The organism is Deltaproteobacteria bacterium (assembly GCA_029860075.1).
Classification (GTDB): domain Bacteria; phylum Desulfobacterota; class JADFVX01; order JADFVX01; family JADFVX01; genus JAOUBX01.
Window position 1 is genome coordinate 1 of sequence record JAOUBX010000024.1, and the last position, 21,267, is coordinate 21,267.

General features: G+C 43.8%; 22 protein-coding genes. 16 read left to right on the forward strand and 6 right to left on the reverse strand.

Features of this window, described 5'->3' with window-relative positions:
• From OEV42_09010 to OEV42_09070, 13 genes are all read left to right on the forward strand, one after another.
• Nucleotides 1-214, forward strand: a 214-nt coding sequence (locus OEV42_09010) for a lipopolysaccharide heptosyltransferase II (GenBank protein MDH3974402.1), incomplete at its 5' end; no start/stop codon positions are given.
• Nucleotides 211-1,266, forward strand: coding sequence for a GT4 family glycosyltransferase PelF (gene pelF / locus OEV42_09015; GenBank protein ID MDH3974403.1), 1,056 nt, complete (start codon nt 211-213; stop codon nt 1,264-1,266). The genes OEV42_09010 and pelF, both read left to right, overlap by 4 nt.
• Nucleotides 1,263-2,282, forward strand: a complete 1,020-nt coding sequence (locus OEV42_09020; protein MDH3974404.1) for a glycosyltransferase family 9 protein — start codon at nt 1,263-1,265, stop codon at nt 2,280-2,282. The genes pelF and OEV42_09020 overlap by 4 nt, the downstream gene beginning before the upstream one ends.
• Nucleotides 2,279-3,409: a glycosyltransferase family 4 protein gene (locus tag OEV42_09025; GenBank protein MDH3974405.1), complete on the forward strand. Its 1,131-nt coding sequence runs from the start codon at nt 2,279-2,281 to the stop codon at nt 3,407-3,409. The genes OEV42_09020 and OEV42_09025 overlap by 4 nt, the downstream gene beginning before the upstream one ends.
• Nucleotides 3,410-3,426: 17 nt before the next feature.
• A complete protein-coding gene (locus OEV42_09030; protein MDH3974406.1) occupies nt 3,427-4,500 on the forward strand; it encodes a glycosyltransferase family 2 protein in 1,074 nt (357 codons plus the stop codon).
• Between the two features lie 233 nt (nt 4,501-4,733).
• Complete coding sequence (locus OEV42_09035) at nt 4,734-5,747, forward strand: O-antigen ligase family protein (GenBank protein ID MDH3974407.1); 1,014 nt, start codon at nt 4,734-4,736, stop codon at nt 5,745-5,747.
• Between the two features lie 5 nt (nt 5,748-5,752).
• The gene (locus OEV42_09040) at nt 5,753-6,691 is read left to right on the forward strand and encodes a glycosyltransferase (GenBank protein ID MDH3974408.1); all 939 of its coding nucleotides are present in this window, start codon (nt 5,753-5,755) and stop codon (nt 6,689-6,691) included.
• A gap of 48 nt (nt 6,692-6,739) precedes the next feature.
• Nucleotides 6,740-7,882 carry a glycosyltransferase family 4 protein gene (locus OEV42_09045; protein ID MDH3974409.1) on the forward strand — a complete coding sequence of 381 codons (1,143 nt, stop codon included), beginning with the start codon at nt 6,740-6,742 and terminating at the stop codon, nt 7,880-7,882.
• Between the two features lie 106 nt (nt 7,883-7,988).
• The gene (rfbF, locus tag OEV42_09050; GenBank protein ID MDH3974410.1) at nt 7,989-8,768 is read left to right on the forward strand and encodes a glucose-1-phosphate cytidylyltransferase; all 780 of its coding nucleotides are present in this window, start codon (nt 7,989-7,991) and stop codon (nt 8,766-8,768) included.
• A 15-nt stretch (nt 8,769-8,783) separates the two neighbouring features.
• Nucleotides 8,784-9,866, forward strand: a complete 1,083-nt coding sequence (gene rfbG / locus OEV42_09055; GenBank protein MDH3974411.1) for a CDP-glucose 4,6-dehydratase — start codon at nt 8,784-8,786, stop codon at nt 9,864-9,866.
• Nucleotide 9,867: 1 nt separating this feature from the next.
• Nucleotides 9,868-11,226 carry a lipopolysaccharide biosynthesis protein RfbH gene (gene rfbH / locus OEV42_09060; GenBank protein MDH3974412.1) on the forward strand — a complete coding sequence of 453 codons (1,359 nt, stop codon included), beginning with the start codon at nt 9,868-9,870 and terminating at the stop codon, nt 11,224-11,226.
• A 14-nt stretch (nt 11,227-11,240) separates the two neighbouring features.
• Nucleotides 11,241-11,786, forward strand: a complete 546-nt coding sequence (rfbC, locus tag OEV42_09065) for a dTDP-4-dehydrorhamnose 3,5-epimerase (protein ID MDH3974413.1) — start codon at nt 11,241-11,243, stop codon at nt 11,784-11,786.
• Between the two features lie 11 nt (nt 11,787-11,797).
• Complete coding sequence (locus OEV42_09070; GenBank protein MDH3974414.1) at nt 11,798-12,706, forward strand: NAD(P)-dependent oxidoreductase; 909 nt, start codon at nt 11,798-11,800, stop codon at nt 12,704-12,706.
• A 1-nt stretch (nt 12,707) separates the two neighbouring features.
• On the opposite strand, the gene OEV42_09075 is transcribed toward OEV42_09070, so the two are convergent.
• The gene (locus OEV42_09075) at nt 12,708-13,637 is read right to left on the reverse strand and encodes a hypothetical protein (protein MDH3974415.1); all 930 of its coding nucleotides are present in this window, start codon (nt 13,635-13,637) and stop codon (nt 12,708-12,710) included.
• The gene (locus tag OEV42_09080; protein ID MDH3974416.1) at nt 13,627-15,228 is read right to left on the reverse strand and encodes an MBOAT family protein; all 1,602 of its coding nucleotides are present in this window, start codon (nt 15,226-15,228) and stop codon (nt 13,627-13,629) included. The genes OEV42_09075 and OEV42_09080 overlap by 11 nt, the downstream gene beginning before the upstream one ends.
• Before the next feature lie 287 nt (nt 15,229-15,515).
• Here OEV42_09080 and OEV42_09085 point away from each other — a divergent pair, with 287 nt between their 5' ends.
• Together OEV42_09085 and OEV42_09090 are read left to right on the forward strand one after the other, a co-directional pair.
• Nucleotides 15,516-16,307: a class I SAM-dependent methyltransferase gene (locus OEV42_09085; protein MDH3974417.1), complete on the forward strand. Its 792-nt coding sequence runs from the start codon at nt 15,516-15,518 to the stop codon at nt 16,305-16,307.
• Nucleotides 16,308-16,321: 14 nt separating this feature from the next.
• Nucleotides 16,322-17,224 (forward strand): glycosyltransferase, encoded by a 903-nt coding sequence (locus OEV42_09090; GenBank protein MDH3974418.1) that lies wholly within the window; start codon nt 16,322-16,324, stop codon nt 17,222-17,224.
• On the opposite strand, the gene OEV42_09095 is transcribed toward OEV42_09090, so the two are convergent.
• The 4 genes from OEV42_09095 to OEV42_09110 form a co-directional block, all read right to left on the reverse strand.
• Entirely contained in the window at nt 17,221-18,003 is a 783-nt protein-coding gene (locus tag OEV42_09095; GenBank protein MDH3974419.1) for a hypothetical protein, read from the reverse strand. The two genes, OEV42_09090 and OEV42_09095, sit on opposite strands and share 4 nt — an antisense overlap.
• Nucleotides 17,996-19,141 (reverse strand): glycosyltransferase family 4 protein, encoded by a 1,146-nt coding sequence (locus OEV42_09100; protein ID MDH3974420.1) that lies wholly within the window; start codon nt 19,139-19,141, stop codon nt 17,996-17,998. The genes OEV42_09095 and OEV42_09100 overlap by 8 nt, the downstream gene beginning before the upstream one ends.
• Nucleotides 19,142-19,303: 162 nt before the next feature.
• Nucleotides 19,304-20,140, reverse strand: coding sequence for a lipopolysaccharide kinase InaA family protein (locus OEV42_09105; GenBank protein MDH3974421.1), 837 nt, complete (start codon nt 20,138-20,140; stop codon nt 19,304-19,306).
• A 44-nt stretch (nt 20,141-20,184) separates the two neighbouring features.
• Nucleotides 20,185-20,334 (reverse strand): hypothetical protein, encoded by a 150-nt coding sequence (locus tag OEV42_09110; GenBank protein MDH3974422.1) that lies wholly within the window; start codon nt 20,332-20,334, stop codon nt 20,185-20,187.
• On the opposite strand from OEV42_09110, the gene OEV42_09115 reads away from it, so the two are divergent.
• Nucleotides 20,333-21,160, forward strand: a complete 828-nt coding sequence (locus tag OEV42_09115) for a phosphatase PAP2 family protein (protein MDH3974423.1) — start codon at nt 20,333-20,335, stop codon at nt 21,158-21,160. The two genes, OEV42_09110 and OEV42_09115, sit on opposite strands and share 2 nt — an antisense overlap.
• Nucleotides 21,161-21,267 lie beyond the last annotated feature (107 nt).

Consider the following 21,267-nt stretch of genomic DNA (forward strand, 5'->3'; position numbering starts at 1 on the left):
TGTGCCTGTGGTGACTATATTCGGACCCACGTCACCCTCATTTGGATATGCGCCTTATGGAAAGAATGTACAGATCGTGGAAAAAGCGCTTTCCTGCCGTCCCTGCCATCACCATGGCCCTATGGTATGCCCGAAAGAACACTTTCGCTGCATGAGGGATATCACCGTGAATGATGTGATGGACGCTATCGAAAGGACAGGGGCGCTTACTTGAAGATACTCCATATCGATACGGAAAGGACATGGCGTGGCGGTGAACAGCAGGTTCTTTATCTCCTCAGGGGCTTGAGAGAGAGAGGGCATGATTCAACGGTCATCTGTCAGCCGGCAAGTCCTTTAGCCGAAAGGGCGGGCGCTGAAGGCATCCATGTGAAAGAGGTCGCTATGAAGGGGGGCCTGGACCCCTTTGCAGTATTTGAAATTTCAAGGGCATACAGGCAGGGCTACCAGATATGTCATATGCATACTTCTAATGCCCATAGCCTCGGTTATTATGCGTCATTGCTTGCAAAAGGTCCGAAGCTCGCCGTATCGAGAAGAGTTAGTTTTCCCCTTAAGGGTTTTTTAGGTAAGTTGAAATACACCGGTGCAGACAGAATTATTGCCGTATCGGCTGAAATAAAGAAAGGGCTTGTTAAAAAGGGGATTGATGAAGAGAAAGTTGCCGTCGTGCACAGCGCCATTGATCTTAAACGTTTTGATAAATATGAAGGGGAGCCTGAAAAACCGGTAGTCGGAATCTTTGCTCATCTGGCTGAACACAAGGGCCATAAATATTTTTTCGATGCCGGATTAAAGATTTCCAAAGACTTTCCCCATGTTTCCTTTATAGTGGCAGGTGATGGAGAAGAAAGGGGAAACCTTGAAAAATACGTTGAGTCCCTTGGCATTGAAGGAAAAGTGGATTTTAGGGGGTTTAGCAAGGAAGTTCCCTCTTTGCTAAAGGAATGTACCATTACAGTTCTCTCTTCCATAAGTGGTGAAGGATCGCCCGGTGTATTGAAAGAATCCATGGCTGCCGGCGTGCCCGTTATTACGACCGACGTGGGGGGGAGCGCTGAAGTTGTTGAAAATGGCCGGTCCGGTATCGTCGTTCCCCCTGCTGATTCGGAGGCGCTTGCAAAAGGAATGGAAAAACTTCTGGGCCATAAATCTTTCAGGGAAGCAATGCGCCGTGGAGGGCTTGAAAGAGTTAAAGCCTTTAGCGCCGAAAATATGGTGGATAAAACAGAGGCCCTTTACAGGGAGATTTTGCGCATTAAATGAAAATACTCATAGTAAAGCTGGGCGCCGTCGGTGATGTGGCGCATACACTTCCGGCATTGCATTCACTAAGAAAGAGTTTCCCCGAAGCTTTCATTGCCTGGGTGGTAGAGAAAAAGGCCCTTCAAGTTATCAGGGATAATCCTTACATTGATGAAGTTATCCTCTTCGAAAGGAAGGAACTGGAAAGAACTTTCAGGAAGGATGGACTTTTTGCGGCAATAAGGTTCCTTGCCTCTTTTGGAAAAAAACTTAAAAGTTATCATTTTGATATTGCCATCGATTTTCAGACACTTTTCAAGAGTGGTCTTATTACCTGGTTGAGTGGCGCAAAAAAGCGGGTTGGTTTTGATAAGTGGAGAGAGCTTAACAAGCTCTTTACCAATAGCCGTCTTAAATCGAATAAAAGGCATACTATTGACAAGTACCTTGATCTTGTCGTGTCTGTTGGAGGAAGCGCTGATTCTACACCGGTAAAGATTTATTATGCTAAAGAGGATGCTGATTACGTTGACCGGTTTATAAGAGATGAAGGCCTGGAAAGTAAAAAATGGATAGCCATCAATCCCGGCGCCAGTTGGACTAGTAAGTTGTGGGGAGCGCAAAGATATGCTATACTTTGCGATCTTTTGAATGAGGCTTCTGTTCCCCATGTTATTGTATGGGGGCCGGGAGAAGAAAAAATCGTAGAAGAAATTCAGGAAAAGGCAGGCAATGAACTGCTTATTGCTCCACCTACCTCGATAAAACAGCTTGCCTGTTTGCTGGAACGGTCATCCCTCTATGTTGGTGGAGATACGGGTCCAATGCATATGGCTGTTGCCATGGGTACCCCCGTTGCAGGAATTTTCGGCCCTTCCGATCCTGAGAGAAACGGTCCTTACGGTGAGGGACAGAAGGTGCTTCAGGCCGACCTTGATTGCATTAAATGCTGGAAAAGAAGTTGTCCCACCGTCGAGTGCATGGAGAAGGTGACTCCCCAAAGCGTAATTGATGCCATAAAGGAAATTTTGAAGTGAAGATTCTCCACATCATTAGTGACTGGAAATGGACGGGCCCTGCCGAGCCTGTCGTCAATCTTTGCAGGGAGTTGCAGGACAGGGGGCATGATGTTACCCTGGCCATTGCCGATGTTCATGGTGATAATCATCCCGTGCTCAGAGAAAATGCAATCAAGCAGGGCGTGAAACTCTTTGAAGGACTTCATATGAGGCGCAGGGTAAAACCGGCAACCTTTAGCGATGTGTTAGCCCTTAAGCAATATATTAAGAAAGAAAAATTTGATATTGTTCATTGCCATTTAACCCATGACCATGCCCTTTCGGCTTTTTCAGTGGGTGGAAATGATGCTGTGAAACTTATCAGAACCAGCCATAAGGGGGGGCCGCTGAAAAACAGCTTCGGCAACCGTTTTATGATGAAACGAACGGCTGGCCTTATCACTGTCTCACAGTTGGCCGGCCGGGAAGACAGCAGGAATTTTTCCTTTCCGCCGGAGCGGGTGGCAGTTATTCAAAATGCCATTGACCTTAAGCTTTTTTCCCCAAGGGCTAAAAATAAAAAACTGATGAAAGAACTCGGCATAGCGCCTGGTGATGTGGTTGCAGGTATTGTAGCCAGGCTTCAGCGGCACAGGCGTTATGAGGTTTTTCTGGAAGCAATGAAGGAGGCGGCGAAAATAATGCCCAACCTTAAGGCCATTATTGTGGGTCGTGGTACTTATGCCGAGCAAGTCGCCTATCGGCCGGTAAGAGAAATGGGCCTGGAAAAGACGGTTATACTGGCGGGCTACAGGAAGGATGATTACATGGACGTGCTTGCCCTTTTTGATATGAAAGTCTTTCTCGTACCCGGCTCTGACGGCTCCTGCCGTGCATTAAGGGAACTGATGGCCATGGGTAAACCGGCTATTGCGGCGAAGAGGGGCATGCTTCCCGAGATTGTCGATGACGGTGCAGATGGTTATATCATTGATGATACTCCCGAAAACCTGAGGGATGCCATATTGAAACTTGCCGGAAATGAAGAAGGGCGGTTGAAAATGGGGGAAAAGGCGAGGTTGAAGGCAAATTCTCTCTTTTCGTTGAGTAAGCAGGGAGAGAAAGTTGAAGAATATTATCAAAGCATTTTTGAAATTAAAAGTTAGCAGAGGGCAACAGAAGAATGAAAGACTATTGTGATATTGTTCTTCCTGTATGGAACCAGCTTGAAATGACGAAAGAATGTCTTAAAAGTGTTCTTGATAACACAGATTATCCATACAGGTTGATTATTGTAGATAACGGGAGCGACAGTAACACTGCAGCCTACCTGCAAACATTCAGCGAAGAAAATAATGATATAGTCATGCTGCTTCGAAATGATGTTAATGTTGGTTATATTAAGGCAACCAACAGGGGGATGAAGGAATCAAGGGGTAAACATGTCTGTCTTTTAAGTAATGATACTGTTGTTTATCCTGGCTGGTTGTCTCAGATGATAGCTGTTGCAGAGAAAGAAAAAGACATCGGCCTTGTAAATCCGGCGAGTAATCATTTTGATCTCTCCTATGAGGATACCTTGAACAGTAAACATGAATACATAGGTATGGGAAGGTGTATTGGTTTTTGTATGCTTGCAAAAAGAGAACTCATTGATCAGATCGGATTTCTGGATGAACGTTTCGGTATGGGTTATGGTGAGGATGACGCCTATTGTTCAAGCGCCCATAATCTGGACTATCGTTGCGTTATGGCCAGAAAAGCCTATGTTGTGCATATCGGGAAGGCTACTTTTGGTAAAGATAAAAAAGCTAAAGAAAACAGGCAAAAGCAAAGGGCGCTTGCAAAACAATTGCTCGGTGAACAGTTAAAGGTAGAAGCCTTTTTGACAGCATCCATTGATGGAGAAAGGCCACCTTTGAAGCTCCTTAAAAAGTTGGCAGATAAAGGTGTGAGGTGTAAGGTATTTGCGGTTAATATTAAAGCAAGTTTACCCTATGAACATAGCTTTGTTAAATTCAGGAAACAAAGACAGGCAGTATTTTACTTTTCTTCTTTATATCGTTTTCTTTTTGACAGCAGATTCAGAGCTGCTGCTACAGAAAGCAGGTTGCTATACTCTCTTTTTTCCAAACTTAATTTTTTAGTAAGGAAACAATTGATTTATTTCGGAAGTACTGTAGATGGTCCATCGGGCATTATCGGGAATTATGATAATGTTAAGGCGCTTATTTTATACCTGAAAGGCAAGCTGTGAATAATTCTTCAGTAAAATTGCTTTATTGTACGGATAAAGTGCTTGAATTTTCTGTACTCATGTTTATTTCCTGTTTTGCCTTTGGAAGAAGTTTTAAAGAGGTTGCGATGGGATTGATTGTAATTTGTCTGCTAATTTTCAAAATTAATAAACGTCAAATATTGCCTGGCAATCGATTGAACATTCCTCTCATAATTTTTGGAATAACTATCGTTGTTTCCCTCCTTTTTTCAATGGACCGGGTTCGGAGTATGGATATCCTGAATGATGTTGTTCGCGCATCTATCATTCTTTTTGGTGTTTCTTCATATTTAAAAGGCAAGAAAGAAATAGGCAGAGTGTTGTGGGCTTTCCTCTTTATGGTTGTGCTTCAGGGGATTGACGGCACCTTTCAGTATATTTACGGTTTTGATTTTATCAGGGGCTATAAACTAATGGGGACTGTTCCGGGAGAGGGAAACAGGGTTACGGGGTCTTTTGGTTATTGGAGTGTAGGGAACCTGCTGTCTCTTACTTTACCTTTCAGCTTTGCCTTCATCGAAATAGTAAAAAAAAGGAGGCAAGAGATATTGTTAGTTCTGATGCTTTTACTTCCTATATTAACTATCATATTGTCGAGGACAAGAAGCTCATGGATCAGCTTTCTCATTTTTTTTGCGATCTTTTTCTTGTATGCCGAAAAAAAGCGCCTTTATATACCAATATTAATTATCCCTGTTTTATTTGTTGTTTTCGGGCCTTCCAGCTTACTTGACCGTTTGAATTCTTTGGCCAGAACGGGGGGCGCCGGAAGAATTGGTATATGGGGTACGAGCATGGAGATGATCAAAGATTCTCCCATATATGGGCATGGTCCTGGAACTTTCAAAAACTTATACCCTGATTATAAGAAAAAATTACCTCAATACAAGAGTCCGGGCAGAACACCTCATGCCCATAATATCTATATTCATACGCTGGCAGAAATGGGAATTATCGGTTTGTCATCTTTATTGTTTTTATTATATTCAATGGTAAGCGCCATTCTGTCAGCCATAAAAAAAAGCAGGGGAGACCCGCTGCTTTATTCCTTTTCCGTAGCAGTTCTCGGATCTATGACGGTTTATATTATTGAAGGTTTTCTCACGCACGGTCTTTTCAGAATGTGGTTAATGCAGATGCTTGCGCTTATAATCGGCTTTACTATAGCCGTCAGCGCTTTAGCTTCTGGTGAAGCCGGGACTAATTGTATTGATTCAGAGAAGTAAGCTATATGCGTCGGATAAGTATCGTTATACCAACATATAACAGGGCAGCCTACCTTAAAGAAGCTATCGAAAGCGCCCTTGCCCAGGATTATGAAAACCTTGAAATCATTGTTTCAGATAATGCTTCAACAGATGAAACAGAAGCGGTTGCTCAAGGTTATAAAAAGAATGACCGCTTCAAATATTATCGAAACAGCGCTAATCTTGGCATGGTTGGAAACTGGCGAAAGGCAATCTTTGATTATTCAACGGGCGATTACTTTCTTATTCTCTCTGATGATGATTACCTTCTTGATGAATCTTATATAAGCAAAGCGGCCGCGCTCATTGACAGGGAAAATGAAATGGTTATCGTTGTCGCCGGCAGTTACATACTTTATGAGGATACGGGAGAAAGGATCTCCTTTGATCTTCCCTTTAAGGAAACGATGGAGGGGAAGGCTATCTTTTTAAATCAAAAAAGAGAAAAGTCAAAAGGGTTTACGCTTTCCAATACAATATTTGACAGAAACCTGACTATAAAGCTTGACGCTTTTACCAATAGTTACAATTCTTCCTGTGATATGGAACTTTTCTGGAAGCTCTGTTTGTATGGAAAAGTGGGCGTTGTTAATGACCATGTTTCTGTCTACCGAAGGCACAGCCGCAATGAATCGACCTCTGTAAAGGGAGATATTAAGTTTCTTGTCAACAATAATGAGGCATATATAGAGCCATACAAACTGGCAAAGAATCTGGGATCATTTACTGCTGAACAATTGAAAGGCTGGGAAGAGAAGATCTATGTAAAGATCTACAGAACACTGAAAAGCGCCTGTAAGAGTCAATCCTTTGATGAAGTTTTAAATGCCCTGAGAGAAAAATATCCCGACATTGTCGAGATAGTATTAAAAAAATACTACTTTCAACTATTGTTTATTAAAATGAGACATTTGTTCACTTAATCGAAAAAAAGTTTCCCGCAGGAGTTCGACTTTTAAAGCAGGGTTTTAATGCGAATATTGGTTTTATTTAATCACGGTGATAAACCGGGCTTACTAAAAATGTTAAATGCTCTGGAAGTGAGGCTTGAATCAAGGGATTATCACTTTTTTCATGTCGTCGGCCCAAAGGAGAGCTACGCTTTTTCAAAGTATGGTTTTGATTTGAATCGTATCGAAATCATGGCGGGACTGAAAAAGCGGAGCAATCCTGTTACATCCTTCATAACGGCAAAGAGAATCAAGGAAAAGTGCCATAAAGAAAGTATAGATCTTATCCTGACCTATACCCTGTCTACCCTGCCCATAGCAATGAAAGTATCTGAAAAAAATGGCATTCCTGTTGTGGCGTGGCTCCATAATGCCTATCCTGATGCCGATTACAGATATAATAAGTTTGGCCTGCATCACTGCTACAATATCATTGCAGTATCCGATTTTATCATGTCCGGTGTCCGTAATTATTTGTCAAAAAAAGGTATTTATGCAGAAGAAAGAAACCTTGATGTTGTTTATAATGCCTTCGATGTGGAGGGATTTATAAAAAAGGGAGATCATGTCAGTGATTCAGGGGACATGCGTAAGGAGGCAGGTGATTTTGTTATTGCCATGATTGCGGCAATGGATAGAAACAAGAATCCCCAGGTGATTCTTAAAGCGGCTCAAAAAATCCTGCAAATTAATAATAAAGTAAAATTCTGGTTTGTCGGGGGCTTTCCCGAAGAAAAGTATGAGCAAGAGACGCTTGCTCTCGTTAAAGAACTGGGCATAAGCAACAATGTATGTTTCTGGGGACCCCGATTGGATGTGTCGAGAATATGCAAAAATATAGACCTTTTTGTTCAGCCCAGCTTCAGAGACGCCTGTCCTCTTGCTCCCATCGAAGCGATGATATGGGAAAAACCTGTTGTTGCGAGCCGTACCGGCGGCATTCCTGAAATTGTATCACATGAAGAGACAGGCCTCCTTTGTGAACCGGGGAATGAAAATGACTTTGCTCATGCAATTATTGACCTCATTAAGGATCCTGAATTGGGGAAAGCTATGGGACGCAAAGGGAGAAAAAGGGTTGATCATATGTTCACTATGAGCCGTTTATCTCAGGATATGGATAATATTTTCAGGAAAATAAAAGAAAAAAGTCAATATAATTAGAATTTTTTTATCAAGTAAGTTATGCTAGCACTCCTTCAATTTATTGCATTGAAGGAGTACCAGGCATTTTTTAAAATATAAAACACAAGAAGGAGCAGGAGCGGACATGAAAGTTGTTATTCTTGCCGGTGGTTTTGGCACACGCCTCAGTGAAGAGACGGATTTAAAACCGAAACCCATGGTGGAAATCGGAGGCAAACCGATCTTGTGGCATATTATGAAGATATATTCATCTTATGGTTTTAATGATTTCATAATCTGCCTTGGTTATAAAGGTTACCTTATCAAGGAATGGTTTGCCAACTACTCTTTGCATATGAGCGATGTCACTATTGATATGAAAAAGGGCGCTATGAAGGTGCATCAGAATTTTGCCGAACCCTGGGAAGTTACCCTTATTGATACGGGCGATGGAACGATGACCGGCGGAAGAATTAAGCGAGTGAAGGATTACATAGGCAGTGAGCCTTTTATGATGACCTATGGTGATGGTGTGGGAGATGTTGATATTGCCAAACTCGCTGATTTCCATAAAAAGCACGGCAAGTTCGCCACTGTGACTGCTGTCCAGCCGAGCGGAAGGTTCGGTTCCATGGATCTTGACAAGGCAGACCGTGTGACTGCTTTTCAGGAAAAGCCTAAAGGTGATAATGCCTGGATTAATGGCGGCTTCTTCGTTCTCGACCCTGAGGCTATCGATTATATCGAAGGTGATTCGACAATCTGGGAGAGATCACCCATGGAAAAGCTGGCTGGAGAGGGTCAAATGGTTGCTTTCAAACATTCCGGCTTCTGGCAGCCTATGGATACCCTTCGGGACAAACATCATCTGGAAGAAATGTGGGCCTCCGGTGATGCGCCGTGGAAAAAATGGAAAACCCTGTAACTTGAGATATTTACAATGATTGACAGGCATTTCTGGAAAAATAAGAAGGTCTTTTTAACAGGCCATACGGGATTTAAAGGCTCATGGCTTTCAATGTGGCTTCATTCTATGGGAGCAGAGGTGACGGGCTATGCTCTTGAACCGAATACGGAACCAAACCTTTTCGAGGTCTGTAATATTTCCGGTCTGGTTCATTCCCACCTTGCCGATATAAGGGAAACCGGTGAACTGTTCCGAACTATCAAAGAAGCTTCTCCTGAAATAGTTATCCACATGGCTGCCCAACCTCTTGTGAGAGAGTCCTATAAAAATCCTGCTGAAACCTATTCTGTTAATGTAATGGGAACGGTAAATCTCCTGGAAGCTGTTCGCAGGTCAGGTTCAGTGAGAGCCGTTGTCAATGTGACGACTGATAAATGTTATGAAAATAAAGAGTGGGAGTGGGGATACAGAGAGCTTGACCGCCTTGGCGGCTATGATCCCTATTCAAACAGCAAGGCCTGTTCCGAACTGGTTACATCCGCTTACAGGAACTCTTTCTTTAGTGCGGACAAGTATGAAGAGCACAAGGTTGCGCTTGCTTCGGCCCGCGCAGGAAATGTAATCGGTGGTGGTGACTGGGCCCATGACAGGCTTATTCCCGACTTTGTCAGAGCTGTTTTAAAGGGAGAAGAGATCTTCATCAGGAACCCTTATGCAACCAGGCCCTGGCAGCATGTGCTTGAACCTCTTGGCGGCTATCTTCTTCTGGCGGAAAAACTCTATAAGGAAGGAACCCTTTATGCCGAAGGATGGAACTTCGGGCCCAATGATGAGGATGCAAAGACCGTTGGCTGGATGGTAAAAGAGGTCTGCCACGCCTGGGGTGGAAAGGCTTCCTTCAGTATCGATAAAGGTGTTCACCCTCATGAAGCAAAGTTCCTCAAACTTGATTGTTCAAAGGCAAAGCTCAAGTTGGGGTGGCAACCGAGATGGAATGTTAAAAAGGCGATAGAAATGGTGATAGAGTGGACCAGGGCCTATGAAAAGAATGATGATATGAGACAGATCTGTTTACAGCAGATTGAGGCCTATGAAAAAGAAAAAGTAGAGGTATGAAGTGGATAATCCGGCAAGTGTAGAAAAAAATCTGAGAAAAGAGGCCATAGCGGCTGCCGTAAAATATTATGAAGCCATTCATAAAGATAAAAAAGTATTTGAAGCCGGTGATAGAATTGCCTATGCCGGGCGTATATTTGATGAAAGAGAGATAACAAATCTTATCGATTCATCGCTTGATTTCTGGCTTACGACAGGAAGGTATGCTGAACAGTTTGAAAAAGAATTGGCCCAATTTCTGGGAGTGAGGCACTGCTCTCTTACCAATTCAGGCTCTTCTGCCAACCTTCTTGCCTTTATGGCCCTCACCTCTTCCAAACTGGGTAAAAAAAGGATTAAAAAAGGGGATGAGGTCATTACCGTGGCGGCAGGATTCCCTACGACGGTGGCCCCTATTATTCAGTTCGGCGCTATTCCCGTCTTTATTGACGTTACCATCCCTTCATATAATGCAGACTGTTCTCAACTGGAGAAGGCCCTTTCAGACAAAACAAAGGCCCTTATGATTGCCCATACACTTGGTAATCCTTTTGACCTGCAACATGTAAAGGATTTCTGTGATGAACATGGACTTTGGCTCATAGAAGACAATTGTGATGCTCTCGGATCAAGGTACAAGTATAAGGGGGAGTGGAAATATACGGGAACAATCGGCCATATAGGCACTTCGAGTTTTTATCCGCCTCATCATATGACCATGGGTGAAGGGGGCGCTGTCTATACAAATGATATGCTGCTCAAACGCATCATAGAGTCCTTCAGGGACTGGGGACGAGATTGCTGGTGCCCTTCGGGGAAGGACAACACATGCAATAACCGGTTCGGCCAGCAGTTTGGAGAGCTTCCCTTCGGCTATGATCATAAGTATGTTTACTCTCACTTCGGTTATAATCTGAAAGTTACCGATATGCAGGCTGCCATAGGTTGCGCACAGCTTGAAAAACTGCCGGACTTTGTGAGCGCCAGGAAAGAGAACTGGCAGAAGCTCAGGAATGGCCTTGAGTCACTTTCAGAGCACTTGATTTTGCCTGAAGCTACGGAAAATTCTGATCCTAGCTGGTTCGGTTTTCTCATTACCGTGAAAGATGATTCCCCATATTCAAGAGACGACATCCTGTCTCACCTGGAAGCCAAAGGGATTCAGACGCGAATGTTATTTGCAGGGAATATTCTGAAGCACCCCTGTTTCGATGAAATGAGAAATACAGATGAAGGTTTCAGGGTGACAGGTGATCTTGAATCAACAGAGAGGATTGTAAATGATACTTTCTGGATAGGTGTTTATCCGGGACTGACGGAAGAGATGATATCTTACATTATTTCCGTCTTTAATAATTATTTTGGAAACCGGTTGCCTTGAGAGCGAGTTGATTTATGAAAATCAATGAGACAGAATTACCGGGCTGTTACGAACTGGTCCCTCATATTTTCAAGGATGAAAGAGGTCTTTTTGTAAAGACCTTTCATGAAGAACAATTTAGGGAGAAGGGGCTTGTAACGCACTTTGGTGAAGAGTATTATTCTTTTTCTCATAAGGGCGTGTTGCGGGGATTGCATTTTCAGACACCGCCCATGGATCATGCCAAAATGGTCTATTGTGTTTCCGGCGAGGTTATCGATGCCGTTGTTGACCTGAGAGTCGGGTCACCGGCTTATGGCAAGTATGCGCTTTTTGATCTTAATTCGGAAAAGTGTAATATTATTTATATCCCTTCAGGCATGGCCCATGGGTTTTATGTGACAAGTGAATCGGCGCTCCTCATGTACAAGGTAACGACGGTCTATTCCCCGGAGCATGACAGCGGTATTCACTGGCGTTCGGCAGGTATCCCCTGGGGAAATGATAATCCTCAAATATCAAAGCGTGATGGGAGCTTTCCCTCTCTGGCTGACTTTAAAAGTCCCTTCCAATACAATTAAGGACTGAGTAAATGAATAACAGCGCATATGAAAAGGTGTTGATTACCGGTGCCACGGGATTTGTCGGATCTCACCTTGCGAAAAGACTGGTCAGTGATGGAAAGGATGTTCATCTTATCGTGAGACCAGGTTCAGATCTGAGTCCCTTAAACAGTATTTCAGAGAAAATTACCTTGCACTGCCATGACGGATCGACGGAGGGGATGTTTTCAGTTGTTGAAAAGGCAGAGCCTCATATTGTCTTTCATCTTGCCTCCCTTTTTCTTGCACAGCATGAATCCAAAGATGTTGCGCCCATGATAGAGAGTAATATTCTTTTTGCCACGCAGCTTGCGGAGGCCATGACAAAGTTCGGTGTAAATTCCCTGATCAATACAGGAACCGCCTGGCAGCACTATAATAATGAGGACTACAATCCCGTTTGCCTCTATGCAGCAACAAAAGAGGCTTATGAAGACATTCTCAGGTACTATACGGAAACAACGGGTCTTAAGGTCATTACCTTGAAACTTTATGATACTTATGGTCCCGGGGACATGCGTCCCAAACTCTTCTCCTTACTAAACAGGGTGGCCAGGGAAAAAGAAACAATGGCAATGTCACCGGGTGAGCAACTGATAGACATTCTCTATATTGATGATGTTATTAATGCCTTTATCATTGCTGCCCATAGGGTGATGGACGCTGGCAGCGGTTCTATGGAAAGCTTTGCCCTGTCATCAGGAAATCCTCTGAAACTAAAGGAACTCATTCTTCTCTATGGTGAAGTTTTCGGTGAGGAATTAACGATTGAATGGGGGCAGAGGGAATATCGACAAAGAGAGGTTATGGTTCCATGGAACAGGGGAGAGGTTTTGCCGGGCTGGAAGCCTGAAATTGCTCTAAGGGAGGGGATTAAAAAAATAATACAAGAAGAGTAAACTAATAAGCCCCATTTTTTATTTCATTAAGCTTCCCTTCTAAAACCGCGACAACCTTATCCGCTCCCAAATTGCTGAGATGCCCGTCAGAGTAAGAACTCAACGCTTTGGTAATATAATGGTAATCTTTTTCGTTCATATCCCAGACAAGGTCTTTGTCTGAAAATAGTTTATCCATTTTCTTTTTGTAATAGGCCCATGCCCCGCTTTTCCTGTATTCTTCATAGAATTCATGGTACATGGGGAAGTAAAAGGCAAATAGCTTAACTTTTTTCCTGTGCAAAAAATTAATGAGCTCCTGAAAATCCGAATAAGCATTTTTGTCGATATGAATTTCTCTTTTCGGATCGGCTCTGCGGGTCTTGACTATGTCGGCAAAGTCGATGCCTTTTTTCAATATATTAAAGTCGTTATACCCCCATTCACTGGCATGAAAGCGGTCTTTTTCAGGTTCTTTTAATGTTTTTTTCTTCTCTTTGTAGATTCTGTGAGGCAGGAAGGAAAAGAGGCTGCCCCAGTATTCCCTGGGATCGATTTGCCTCCCTTTTGTTCCTGAATCGTTTGTTATGTAGGGAGAAAGGCAGATGATTACATATTTCACGCCGCCATAATTGATGACATTCTCAATGGCATACTTGAGTTCGCTAATGTTGGCTCCATCCATGGACATATTGTATATTTTAAAGCCCTTGATTTTTCGGGTATCCAGGTTGTCAGAGAATGAAGGGCCCATAATTACGCCTTCAAAATTTTCCGGAATGTACCTGAAAGAGAGAAGGTACTTTGACGTTTTTTCCTGTCCCCATATCCTGATGTTTTTTCTCGATGCGAATAGTCCAAACTCGTTAAGATAGAGATTGGACCCTATAATGGAAAAAGAAAGGGCAGAAATAAGGAGTATGGTGCTATAAAAGAATCTTTTAGAAGTCATAATATAAAAATTCCGACTTTTGGATAGTTTGTATCGTCAGCATGGTAATAAGAACCATCATGGTGATCAAAAGGGAGGCGCTGAAACTGAATCTGAAGTTGAATAATTTATGCCTGTAGGGCTCAATCTCACCCTTGTATATTTCGTAGGCCGGCCTGAAGTTGTACATAAATTGCTGAGTGTTGGGTAAATAGAGAACGATGAGCGTCAGTGCTATAAGGATGTGAAGCTCAATGCCGCCAAAAAAATCAAAGCGCGCCGGTTTTTGTACAATAATTCCCCATTGAGATAATATATTACCGGCTCCGTTTAAGTTGTTAAGCAACTCAATATAAGAGGTCGGCAATGCAATACCGTTAAGTCCGGACATGGCATAAAGCATGTTATATGCCCCGTCGAATGTTTCTGCCCTGAAAAAAACCCATCCCACAATGACGGCGGCAAAGGTAATCATTTGAGAAGTAAAATTACCCCACCCGGTGAAAGAGCTCAGGTCATGGCCTAACATTCTGCGTATGGCGTGGAAACCGTGATTGATAATGAGATAGAAGCCGTGTAAAGCGCCCCAGACCACAAAAGTCCAGCTTGCGCCATGCCAGAGGCCTCCTATTAGCATGGTAATGAACAGGTTTATATATCGTCTGAACTTGCCTTTCCTGTTGCCTCCAAGGGGGATGTAGAGGTAGTCCCGGAGAAAGCGCGACAATGTAATATGCCAGCGGTGCCAGAATTCAATAATATTATGGGCCTTGTAGGGTGAGTGAAAGTTGAGTGGCAGTCTGATGCCGAACATTCTTGCCAGGCCGATGGCCATGTCGGAGTATCCTGAAAAGTCAAAGTAAAGCTGGAAGGTATAGGCCATGGCGCCTCCCCATGCTTCAGTCATGGTGAGGATGCTGTTGTTTTCGGCCATGGCGAAGACTGATGAGGCATGCATGGCGATTCCGTCAGCAATGACGACTTTTTTAAAGAGACCGATGAAGAAGATAGTCATTCCCACCGATATATTTTCATAATCGAATTTATAAATCTCTTTCTTGGCGAATTGAGGCAGCATTTCCTGGTGATGAACGATGGGACCTGCAATGAGTTGGGGAAAAAAAGTAACAAAGAGGCAGTAATGAGAAAAACTGTACTCTTTGGTAATTCCCCGATAGGCATCGATGAGGAAGGTGATCTGCTGGAACGTAAAGAAGGAGATAGCAAGGGGAAGGATGATTTTGTCCAGCTGAAAGTCCGTTCCCGTAACATAGTTGACGTTGTCTATAAAGAAATTGGCATATTTATAATAAGCAAGGAGCGACAGGTTTGCCGAAATGCCGAAAATAAGGAATGATTTCTTTTGTACTGCATGTTTTAAAAAAGAGAGGTTATCACTGTTTGATAGAGTCCTGCCTACAGAATAATTGAAAAGGATGGAAGCAATGATAAGCAGCAGATAGGCAGGGTTCCACCAGCCATAAAAGAAGAGAGATGCCAGCACAAGCCATATAATTGAGAACTCCTGAGAACCTTTGCGGCCCAAGAAGTAGAAAAAGGCCAGAGTGACAGGCAGAAAAAATAAAATGAATTCGAAGGAATTAAAAAGCATGTTTTTTCTTTTTGCCGGTTTTGATAAATGCAGGTTTACGTTCCGGCATTTGTCATAATGTCTAATAAAAATTTATTGACAAAACAGCGCATAAAGATAGCAGATTTATATAAGAAATTAAATGATAAAGTAGACTTGCCGGCCTCTGTCTTAGTCATTGATTTAGCATTGAAAAGCAATAGGCAATATTTTAAATGGTTTTTTAATCGTTAAAAAAAACTGGTGATTTGCTCTCAATTGTATTAAAGTCTAGCCTTTAATTTATTACTTGTGGCGGTAGAAATCTGATGAAGAAAATTAATAAAAAACAAAAAATAGCGGAACTTGTAAAAAAGCATGTCAAGCCGGGAAGCAGGGTTCTTGAGGTTAGCTGCGGTCATGGCAAGATTCTTGAGGAGCTTGATGAAGCCGGTTATATGGTTAAAGGAACGAACTACTCCAAATACCCTGATGCCTGCAAATCAGTTGATATCGATTTTGGTATTGATATTAATGCAGGCCTTCCCTATGAGGATGATGTCTTTGACTGTGTCATTCTTTGTGATGTGATTGAGCATTTTCCGAACCATATTGCTACCATTCAGGAAATATCAAGAGTTCTGAAAAAGGGTGGTTATTCGGTAATTCTTACGCCCAACACCATGAAAATCGCTTCCAGGCTCCATTTTCTTTTTACCGGTTTTTTCAAGTTGAAGCGGGCCTTTATCGGCTTTGATGTGCCGGCCGATAAAGCTTTTGTTTTTCATAATAACCCTCCTCATCTCCCCGTATTTCTTTACCATCTCCATTCTCACTACCTGGAGTCGGTCAATGTGTATGGCGTTAATTATAAATTCAAATCATTTCTTTTCTGGCTCCTTTTGGCTCCACTTATTATTCCCTTTACTTACAGCAAGACCAGCTTCATGGAGAGGAATATGAAAAATGCCGGTGGAGGGGAATTGCTCTTTAGCAGGCTCACTTCCTTTGAAACGTTGAATGCTGAATACTGGATTGCCATAAATCAGAAAGTCGATCCGTCATTAACTGAACCTGTCCTCAAATCAAAGCTCCCGTCGTGGGCTGAAAAAAGTGTTTAATCCCATTGAGCAGCATGGCTAATCAGAAAAGCAGGGTTTCCGTAATTATTCCGACCTACAACCGCGCCCATTTTATTGCAGAGTGCCTGGAGAGTGTGCTTAACCAGACCTGCGGGGACTATGAGGTGATTCTTATTGATGACGGTTCCACCGATGACACGGAAGCGGTGATTAAACCTTACCTCGATCGTATCCGCTATATTAAACAGGAAAACCAGGGGAATGCAGGGGCCAGGAACAGCGGAGTTGAACTGGCAAAGGGTGAAATCCTTGCTTTTAACGATTCTGATGATCTCTGGCTTCCTGATAAACTGGAAAAGCAGATCAACTATCTCGATGAGCACCCTCAAGTTGATATGGTCTGCGGGAACGGCCTTTTCTTCGGCAGTCATAAACTGGAAGGAAAGCCCGTTATTCCTTTCAAGCGTGCCGTGCCGCTTGAAAGGGATGGTGTCAGTCTCGCTTCCATATTCATGAAGAGCAGCTTAAGGACACCAACCATGGTGGTGCGGCGTAAGGTCTTTCATAAAGTGGGTGGTTTTGATCCTGATTTCAAGGTTTGTGTCGATCTCGATTTCGCTTTTCGGGTACTTATGCACTTTAATGTGGCTTTTATGAATGAACCACTCTTTAAACTCAGAAAACACGATGGTCATGTTGGCGGTGACAGTGAGAGAAGAACCCTGTATAACATCAGGGCCATTGAGAAGCTTTTGAGGGATTATGCTGAAGCGAAAGATCTGATTGGCGAGGAAAATATTAAACGTCGCATATCTTATCGTTACTGCAGGTTGGGGAGTATCTATGGCAGGAAGGGGAGAAAAAAGGATGCCCTCGATGCTTTCAAAAAGGCCCTCGCCTATCGTCCTTTCTACCCCTCCTGTATGATAAAATACTTACGCTTTAAGTTCTCCTAAAGCCGTTTTGCCCCGACTTTCCTGTCTTTAACGGCAGAAGCCGCCAGCACAAGCCGGGCCAGTGCCTTCCATCCCCCGTTATTACAATATTCCCTGATGAAGGTGATACGGTCGGTGTTGGTCATGATTCTGCCTATAGTCCTGTTTACCTGCATCAGGTTTTCAATGAGACACCTTTGGGGGAGTTGACTGAAACTCTGAACACCTTCCAGATCGAGGAGAAAAAAGCGCGGTTTACCCTCTTCATTTCTAACGAGGATGTTGTAGTCCTTGAGATCGTTGTGATAGATACCCTCTTTGTGAAGGTCCCTGAAAAGACGGGCAAGGGACCTGATAAAATGCCGCTTTTCCTCGACGGCACCCTTTCCCTTAATAAATCGCTTCTCATAGTATTCAACGGATATTTCACTTTCACTGATTTCCCTGGTGACGTAAAAACATTTGCCCGGCAGGCCTAAACTGCGGCAGTCGATGGCGGCGACAGGCTCAGCCGTATTGATTCCCCTGCTGCTCAGCAGGTGTGCCCCCTTCCATGAGCGCATTGCTTTTGAGCCGAATGCCAGCGCTTCCAGGGTATTCCAGAGTGAGTAGGGATTGTATCGCTTGATGAAGAGCGGCTCACCGTTCCATATGATACGGCAGACCTTTACCCTTTTCTGGTTCTTGATTATTTCGCACTCCCCGACATCGCATAAACGGTCTATATCCTCATTGAAAAGAGATCTGAAACCCTCTGCCGCCCATCCGCGCTTTGAGCCTGCTTTAATGAATTCAGCCATGGCGTTTCTCTTTGATGATCTTGTTGCAGAGCTTTTCTATGGCTCTGGCATTTGCTTCCAGCGTGTAGGCCTTTGAAATCTCTCTTGCCTCTCCTGAAAGTCTTTCCCGCAATGTTTTGTCGGTCAGTTTACTGATGATTTTTGCAAGGCCCTGCACATTGTGCGGATCATTGAGGACAAGGCTTTTCATCTCTCCCTCCATAACCTCGGATGCGCCTGATAAAGAGGTCGTAACGGCAGGAAGGCCGCTTGCCATGGCCTCGAGAACGACATTGCCGAAGGCTTCCTGCAGCGATGGGATGACGAAGATATCGGCTGCCCCATAGAACTTTTCAGCCTCTTTCTGAACACCGGCAAAGACGGTTTTATCTTCTATGCCGAGAGAACGGGCTTTCGCTGCATAGGATTGGGGGCGCTTGTCTCCACCGACGACGAGGCAGTAAGTATTTTTATGATTTACCTGAGGCAGGGCTTCAAGGAGTGTGGTGAGGTTTTTTCGCTTATAGCCGCTGCCGAGAAAAAGGATGACAAAAGCATCCTGAGGGATGGAAAACTTCTCTCTTATTTCATAGCGATACTTTTCTCTCTTTTCGGGGGAGAAAAGCTTTGTATCGATACCGTCATAAATGACTTCAATTCTGTCTTCAGGAACACTGTAGACACTCATGATTTCATGCTTTACTACTTCCGAAATAGCCAGCACTTTTTTGCAGCCTCTTTGAAACTGCTTTTTTTCGACAGCAATGAGGGCATTATGGTAAGGGCTTATACTTCGCAACAATCTTTTAAATCCGCCTTCAGCGCTTTTCATTTTTTCCACAAAAAGTTTATGCGTGCCGCCGCCGCAGCGAACAAGGTCCTGTTTCAGTACCCGTGTAAAACCGATGACCATGTCGTGGCCTCCATGGTATGCCATTTTAGGGCCTATCCATGCCAGGCCAAGCATCTGCATAAGGCGGCCCAAAGGGGGAGCGGGTACCTTTTTTATGGTAATGCCGGGCGCAGGACTTGTTCTAACCTGCTGACAGTAGACGGTTATGTCGTGTCCGAAGCTCGCCAGGAGTTCAGTCAGGTGGTAGAGATCGATTTCCGTGCCACCCACCCTGTCATAGCGTCTTGCGATAAATGCGATGTTCATGGGATTCATTATCTTGAACAGGTTTCTAAAATTTTACTCCAACACAGGTGAAGACAGATAAGTCATGATTTTCACCGATGGATCTCTTGTTTTATCTTTAACATGGCTTTGGATAAATTATACCGAATCAGTGAAAATCAGTGTCGGCATATCTCATAAATTTTACTCCTTCCATGCCATAACAGCCCTGAAAGTGGTAAACTTTCTTTTTTCTGCGCTAATGCCCCGGTGGCGCATTACCCGCTCCGATGTTATTTCGCCTATCTTTCTTAACAGTTTTTTTCTGACTGATTCAAGATCGCGGTTTTCTTCCAGGTAGGCATCGAAGAACCTTACCCTGTCTGACGCTGTAACCCTGGGAACGATGACCCTGTTAAACTGAACAAGGTTTTTTATGCGTTCATTGTGAGGGAGCTTGTTCACTTTCCTCGTTCTTTCATTGTCGAGCAGGCAGAGTTTAATATTATCATTTTTTCCCATGGCAAAAATGTTTCCGGGGATAAGGTCCCCATGAATGATTCCTTCCCTGTGAAGTCTCCCTATTTCATGGCCGACGCGCCTTATGACACTTCGTTTTATTTTGAAGTCTCTCACGGGCAGGAGCAACTCGAGAAGGGATATGCCCTCAATGGGAAGAGTAATCATAAATGAATCGGACAGCAGGCCGAGTGAGCGCCTTTCACCCATTGCAATTATCCGAGGGACGCTGAAATCTCTTTTTTCGAGCATTTCTCCCGCCTTTAATGACCTCAGGGCACGTGATCCTCTTAGTGAGTCCTTCAGTCTGACGGGGAAGCTCTCGGGACGGAAGCGTTTAATAAAATAAGCATTCCCCTCAAAATTCTCGATCTTCCAGACGATGGAGTAGCGTGAGGTATGGAAAGGGGAGGGGAGTTTATTTTCATCTTCCTGATTTTCAAGAAACCAGTCGACTATTTTCCCGTGGTCTTTATCTGTGAAAAGTTTATAGCCATTTCTATGTAATTGAGTTAATGCCATATGGGTCAGCCATTATATCAGCTTGATTTTAAATGTTCTATGCCTTATTTCTGTTCGGGCGCAACGACAGCGCTTTGCCCGAAAGATGAAAGTGTGTTAACTTTGATAGCGCTTGCAGATAAAGTTAAGAGATGCTTCCTATTACTGGAATCGATGACAGATAAAAAATTCCCTATATCACTATTCCTGTTCATGACTATTCTTTTTGTCACTTTTTCCGTTTCAGGTGCAGGTGAAATCTCCGCCGGCGCAGAAAATGAGATTGTAAAGGATGAAGAAAATAATCGTCATAGTCCTGTTTTGAGCGCCTATATTTCCCATTCGGCTGAAATTCTGACAGCGCCTGCAAGATGGAAGGAAAAAGATTGGTTTGAGGGAGCCCTTTTTTTAACGGCAACGGCAGGCCTTTATAGTCAGGATGAAAAGATAAGGCGCTGGACGCAGGATAACAAAAATGACAGGGCCCATGGAATTCTCGAATTTGCAAAGGATTTCGGTGATGGGAGGTATCTCCTGCCACCCCTCGGCCTCCTCTGGCTCTACGGAAAGGGATGGGATGACGGAAGCGCAAGAGAAACGGCTTCCCTTGCTCTGGAGAGTTTTCTTATTTCAGGTGTCTTTACGCAGGTCCTTAAAGGGGGAATGCGACGGCACCGGCCCTATATGGAAGACGGACGCGACCATTGGGATGGTCCCGGTTCGGACTTTAGCGGATCCACCCTTTCTTTTCCCTCGGGTCATTCACAGACGGCTTTTTCCATTGCCACAGTCATTGCAAAGCAGTACAGGCATGTTTCCATCATTCCGCCTCTAGCCTACGGCATGGCGAGCCTGGTTGGCATGCAGCGGGTTTACGACGATAAACACTGGGCTTCCGATGTGTTTGTCGGTTCATCAATCGGTTATTTTACGGCAAAAAAGGTGATGGCCCTAAAGAAGGACGAGAAGAGGAGCGCTTATCTTCTCATGCCTCACTTTGATGGAGAAAAAGCAGGCATTACTTTCCTGGCATTCTTTTAAACCGGGAAAGGGCAGTTGGCCATGATTATGGAGGTAAGCTCCTGCTGCCAGGGCGCTTTCAAAAAATCCCGGCTTTGCCCCTGGCTTAAGCGGGCATTTTCAGGTTT

Coding starts and splice junctions, on each gene's coding strand:
- OEV42_09020 (MDH3974404.1), top strand. CDS start 1,263: ATGAAAATACTCATAGTAAAGCTGGGCGCCGTCGGTGATGTGGCGCAT.
- OEV42_09030 (MDH3974406.1), top strand. CDS start 3,427: ATGAAAGACTATTGTGATATTGTTCTTCCTGTATGGAACCAGCTTGAA.
- OEV42_09035 (MDH3974407.1), top strand. CDS start 4,734: ATGGACCGGGTTCGGAGTATGGATATCCTGAATGATGTTGTTCGCGCA.
- OEV42_09040 (MDH3974408.1), top strand. CDS start 5,753: ATGCGTCGGATAAGTATCGTTATACCAACATATAACAGGGCAGCCTAC.
- OEV42_09045 (MDH3974409.1), top strand. CDS start 6,740: ATGCGAATATTGGTTTTATTTAATCACGGTGATAAACCGGGCTTACTA.
- rfbF (MDH3974410.1), top strand. CDS start 7,989: ATGAAAGTTGTTATTCTTGCCGGTGGTTTTGGCACACGCCTCAGTGAA.
- rfbG (MDH3974411.1), top strand. CDS start 8,784: ATGATTGACAGGCATTTCTGGAAAAATAAGAAGGTCTTTTTAACAGGC.
- rfbC (MDH3974413.1), top strand. CDS start 11,241: ATGAAAATCAATGAGACAGAATTACCGGGCTGTTACGAACTGGTCCCT.
- OEV42_09070 (MDH3974414.1), top strand. CDS start 11,798: ATGAATAACAGCGCATATGAAAAGGTGTTGATTACCGGTGCCACGGGA.
- OEV42_09075 (MDH3974415.1), bottom strand. CDS start 13,637: ATGACTTCTAAAAGATTCTTTTATAGCACCATACTCCTTATTTCTGCC.
- OEV42_09080 (MDH3974416.1), bottom strand. CDS start 15,228: ATGCTTTTTAATTCCTTCGAATTCATTTTATTTTTTCTGCCTGTCACT.
- OEV42_09085 (MDH3974417.1), top strand. CDS start 15,516: ATGAAGAAAATTAATAAAAAACAAAAAATAGCGGAACTTGTAAAAAAG.
- OEV42_09090 (MDH3974418.1), top strand. CDS start 16,322: ATGGCTAATCAGAAAAGCAGGGTTTCCGTAATTATTCCGACCTACAAC.
- OEV42_09095 (MDH3974419.1), bottom strand. CDS start 18,003: ATGGCTGAATTCATTAAAGCAGGCTCAAAGCGCGGATGGGCGGCAGAG.
- OEV42_09100 (MDH3974420.1), bottom strand. CDS start 19,141: ATGAACATCGCATTTATCGCAAGACGCTATGACAGGGTGGGTGGCACG.
- OEV42_09105 (MDH3974421.1), bottom strand. CDS start 20,140: ATGGCATTAACTCAATTACATAGAAATGGCTATAAACTTTTCACAGAT.
- OEV42_09115 (MDH3974423.1), top strand. CDS start 20,333: ATGACTATTCTTTTTGTCACTTTTTCCGTTTCAGGTGCAGGTGAAATC.
- OEV42_09110 (MDH3974422.1), bottom strand. CDS start 20,334: ATGAACAGGAATAGTGATATAGGGAATTTTTTATCTGTCATCGATTCC.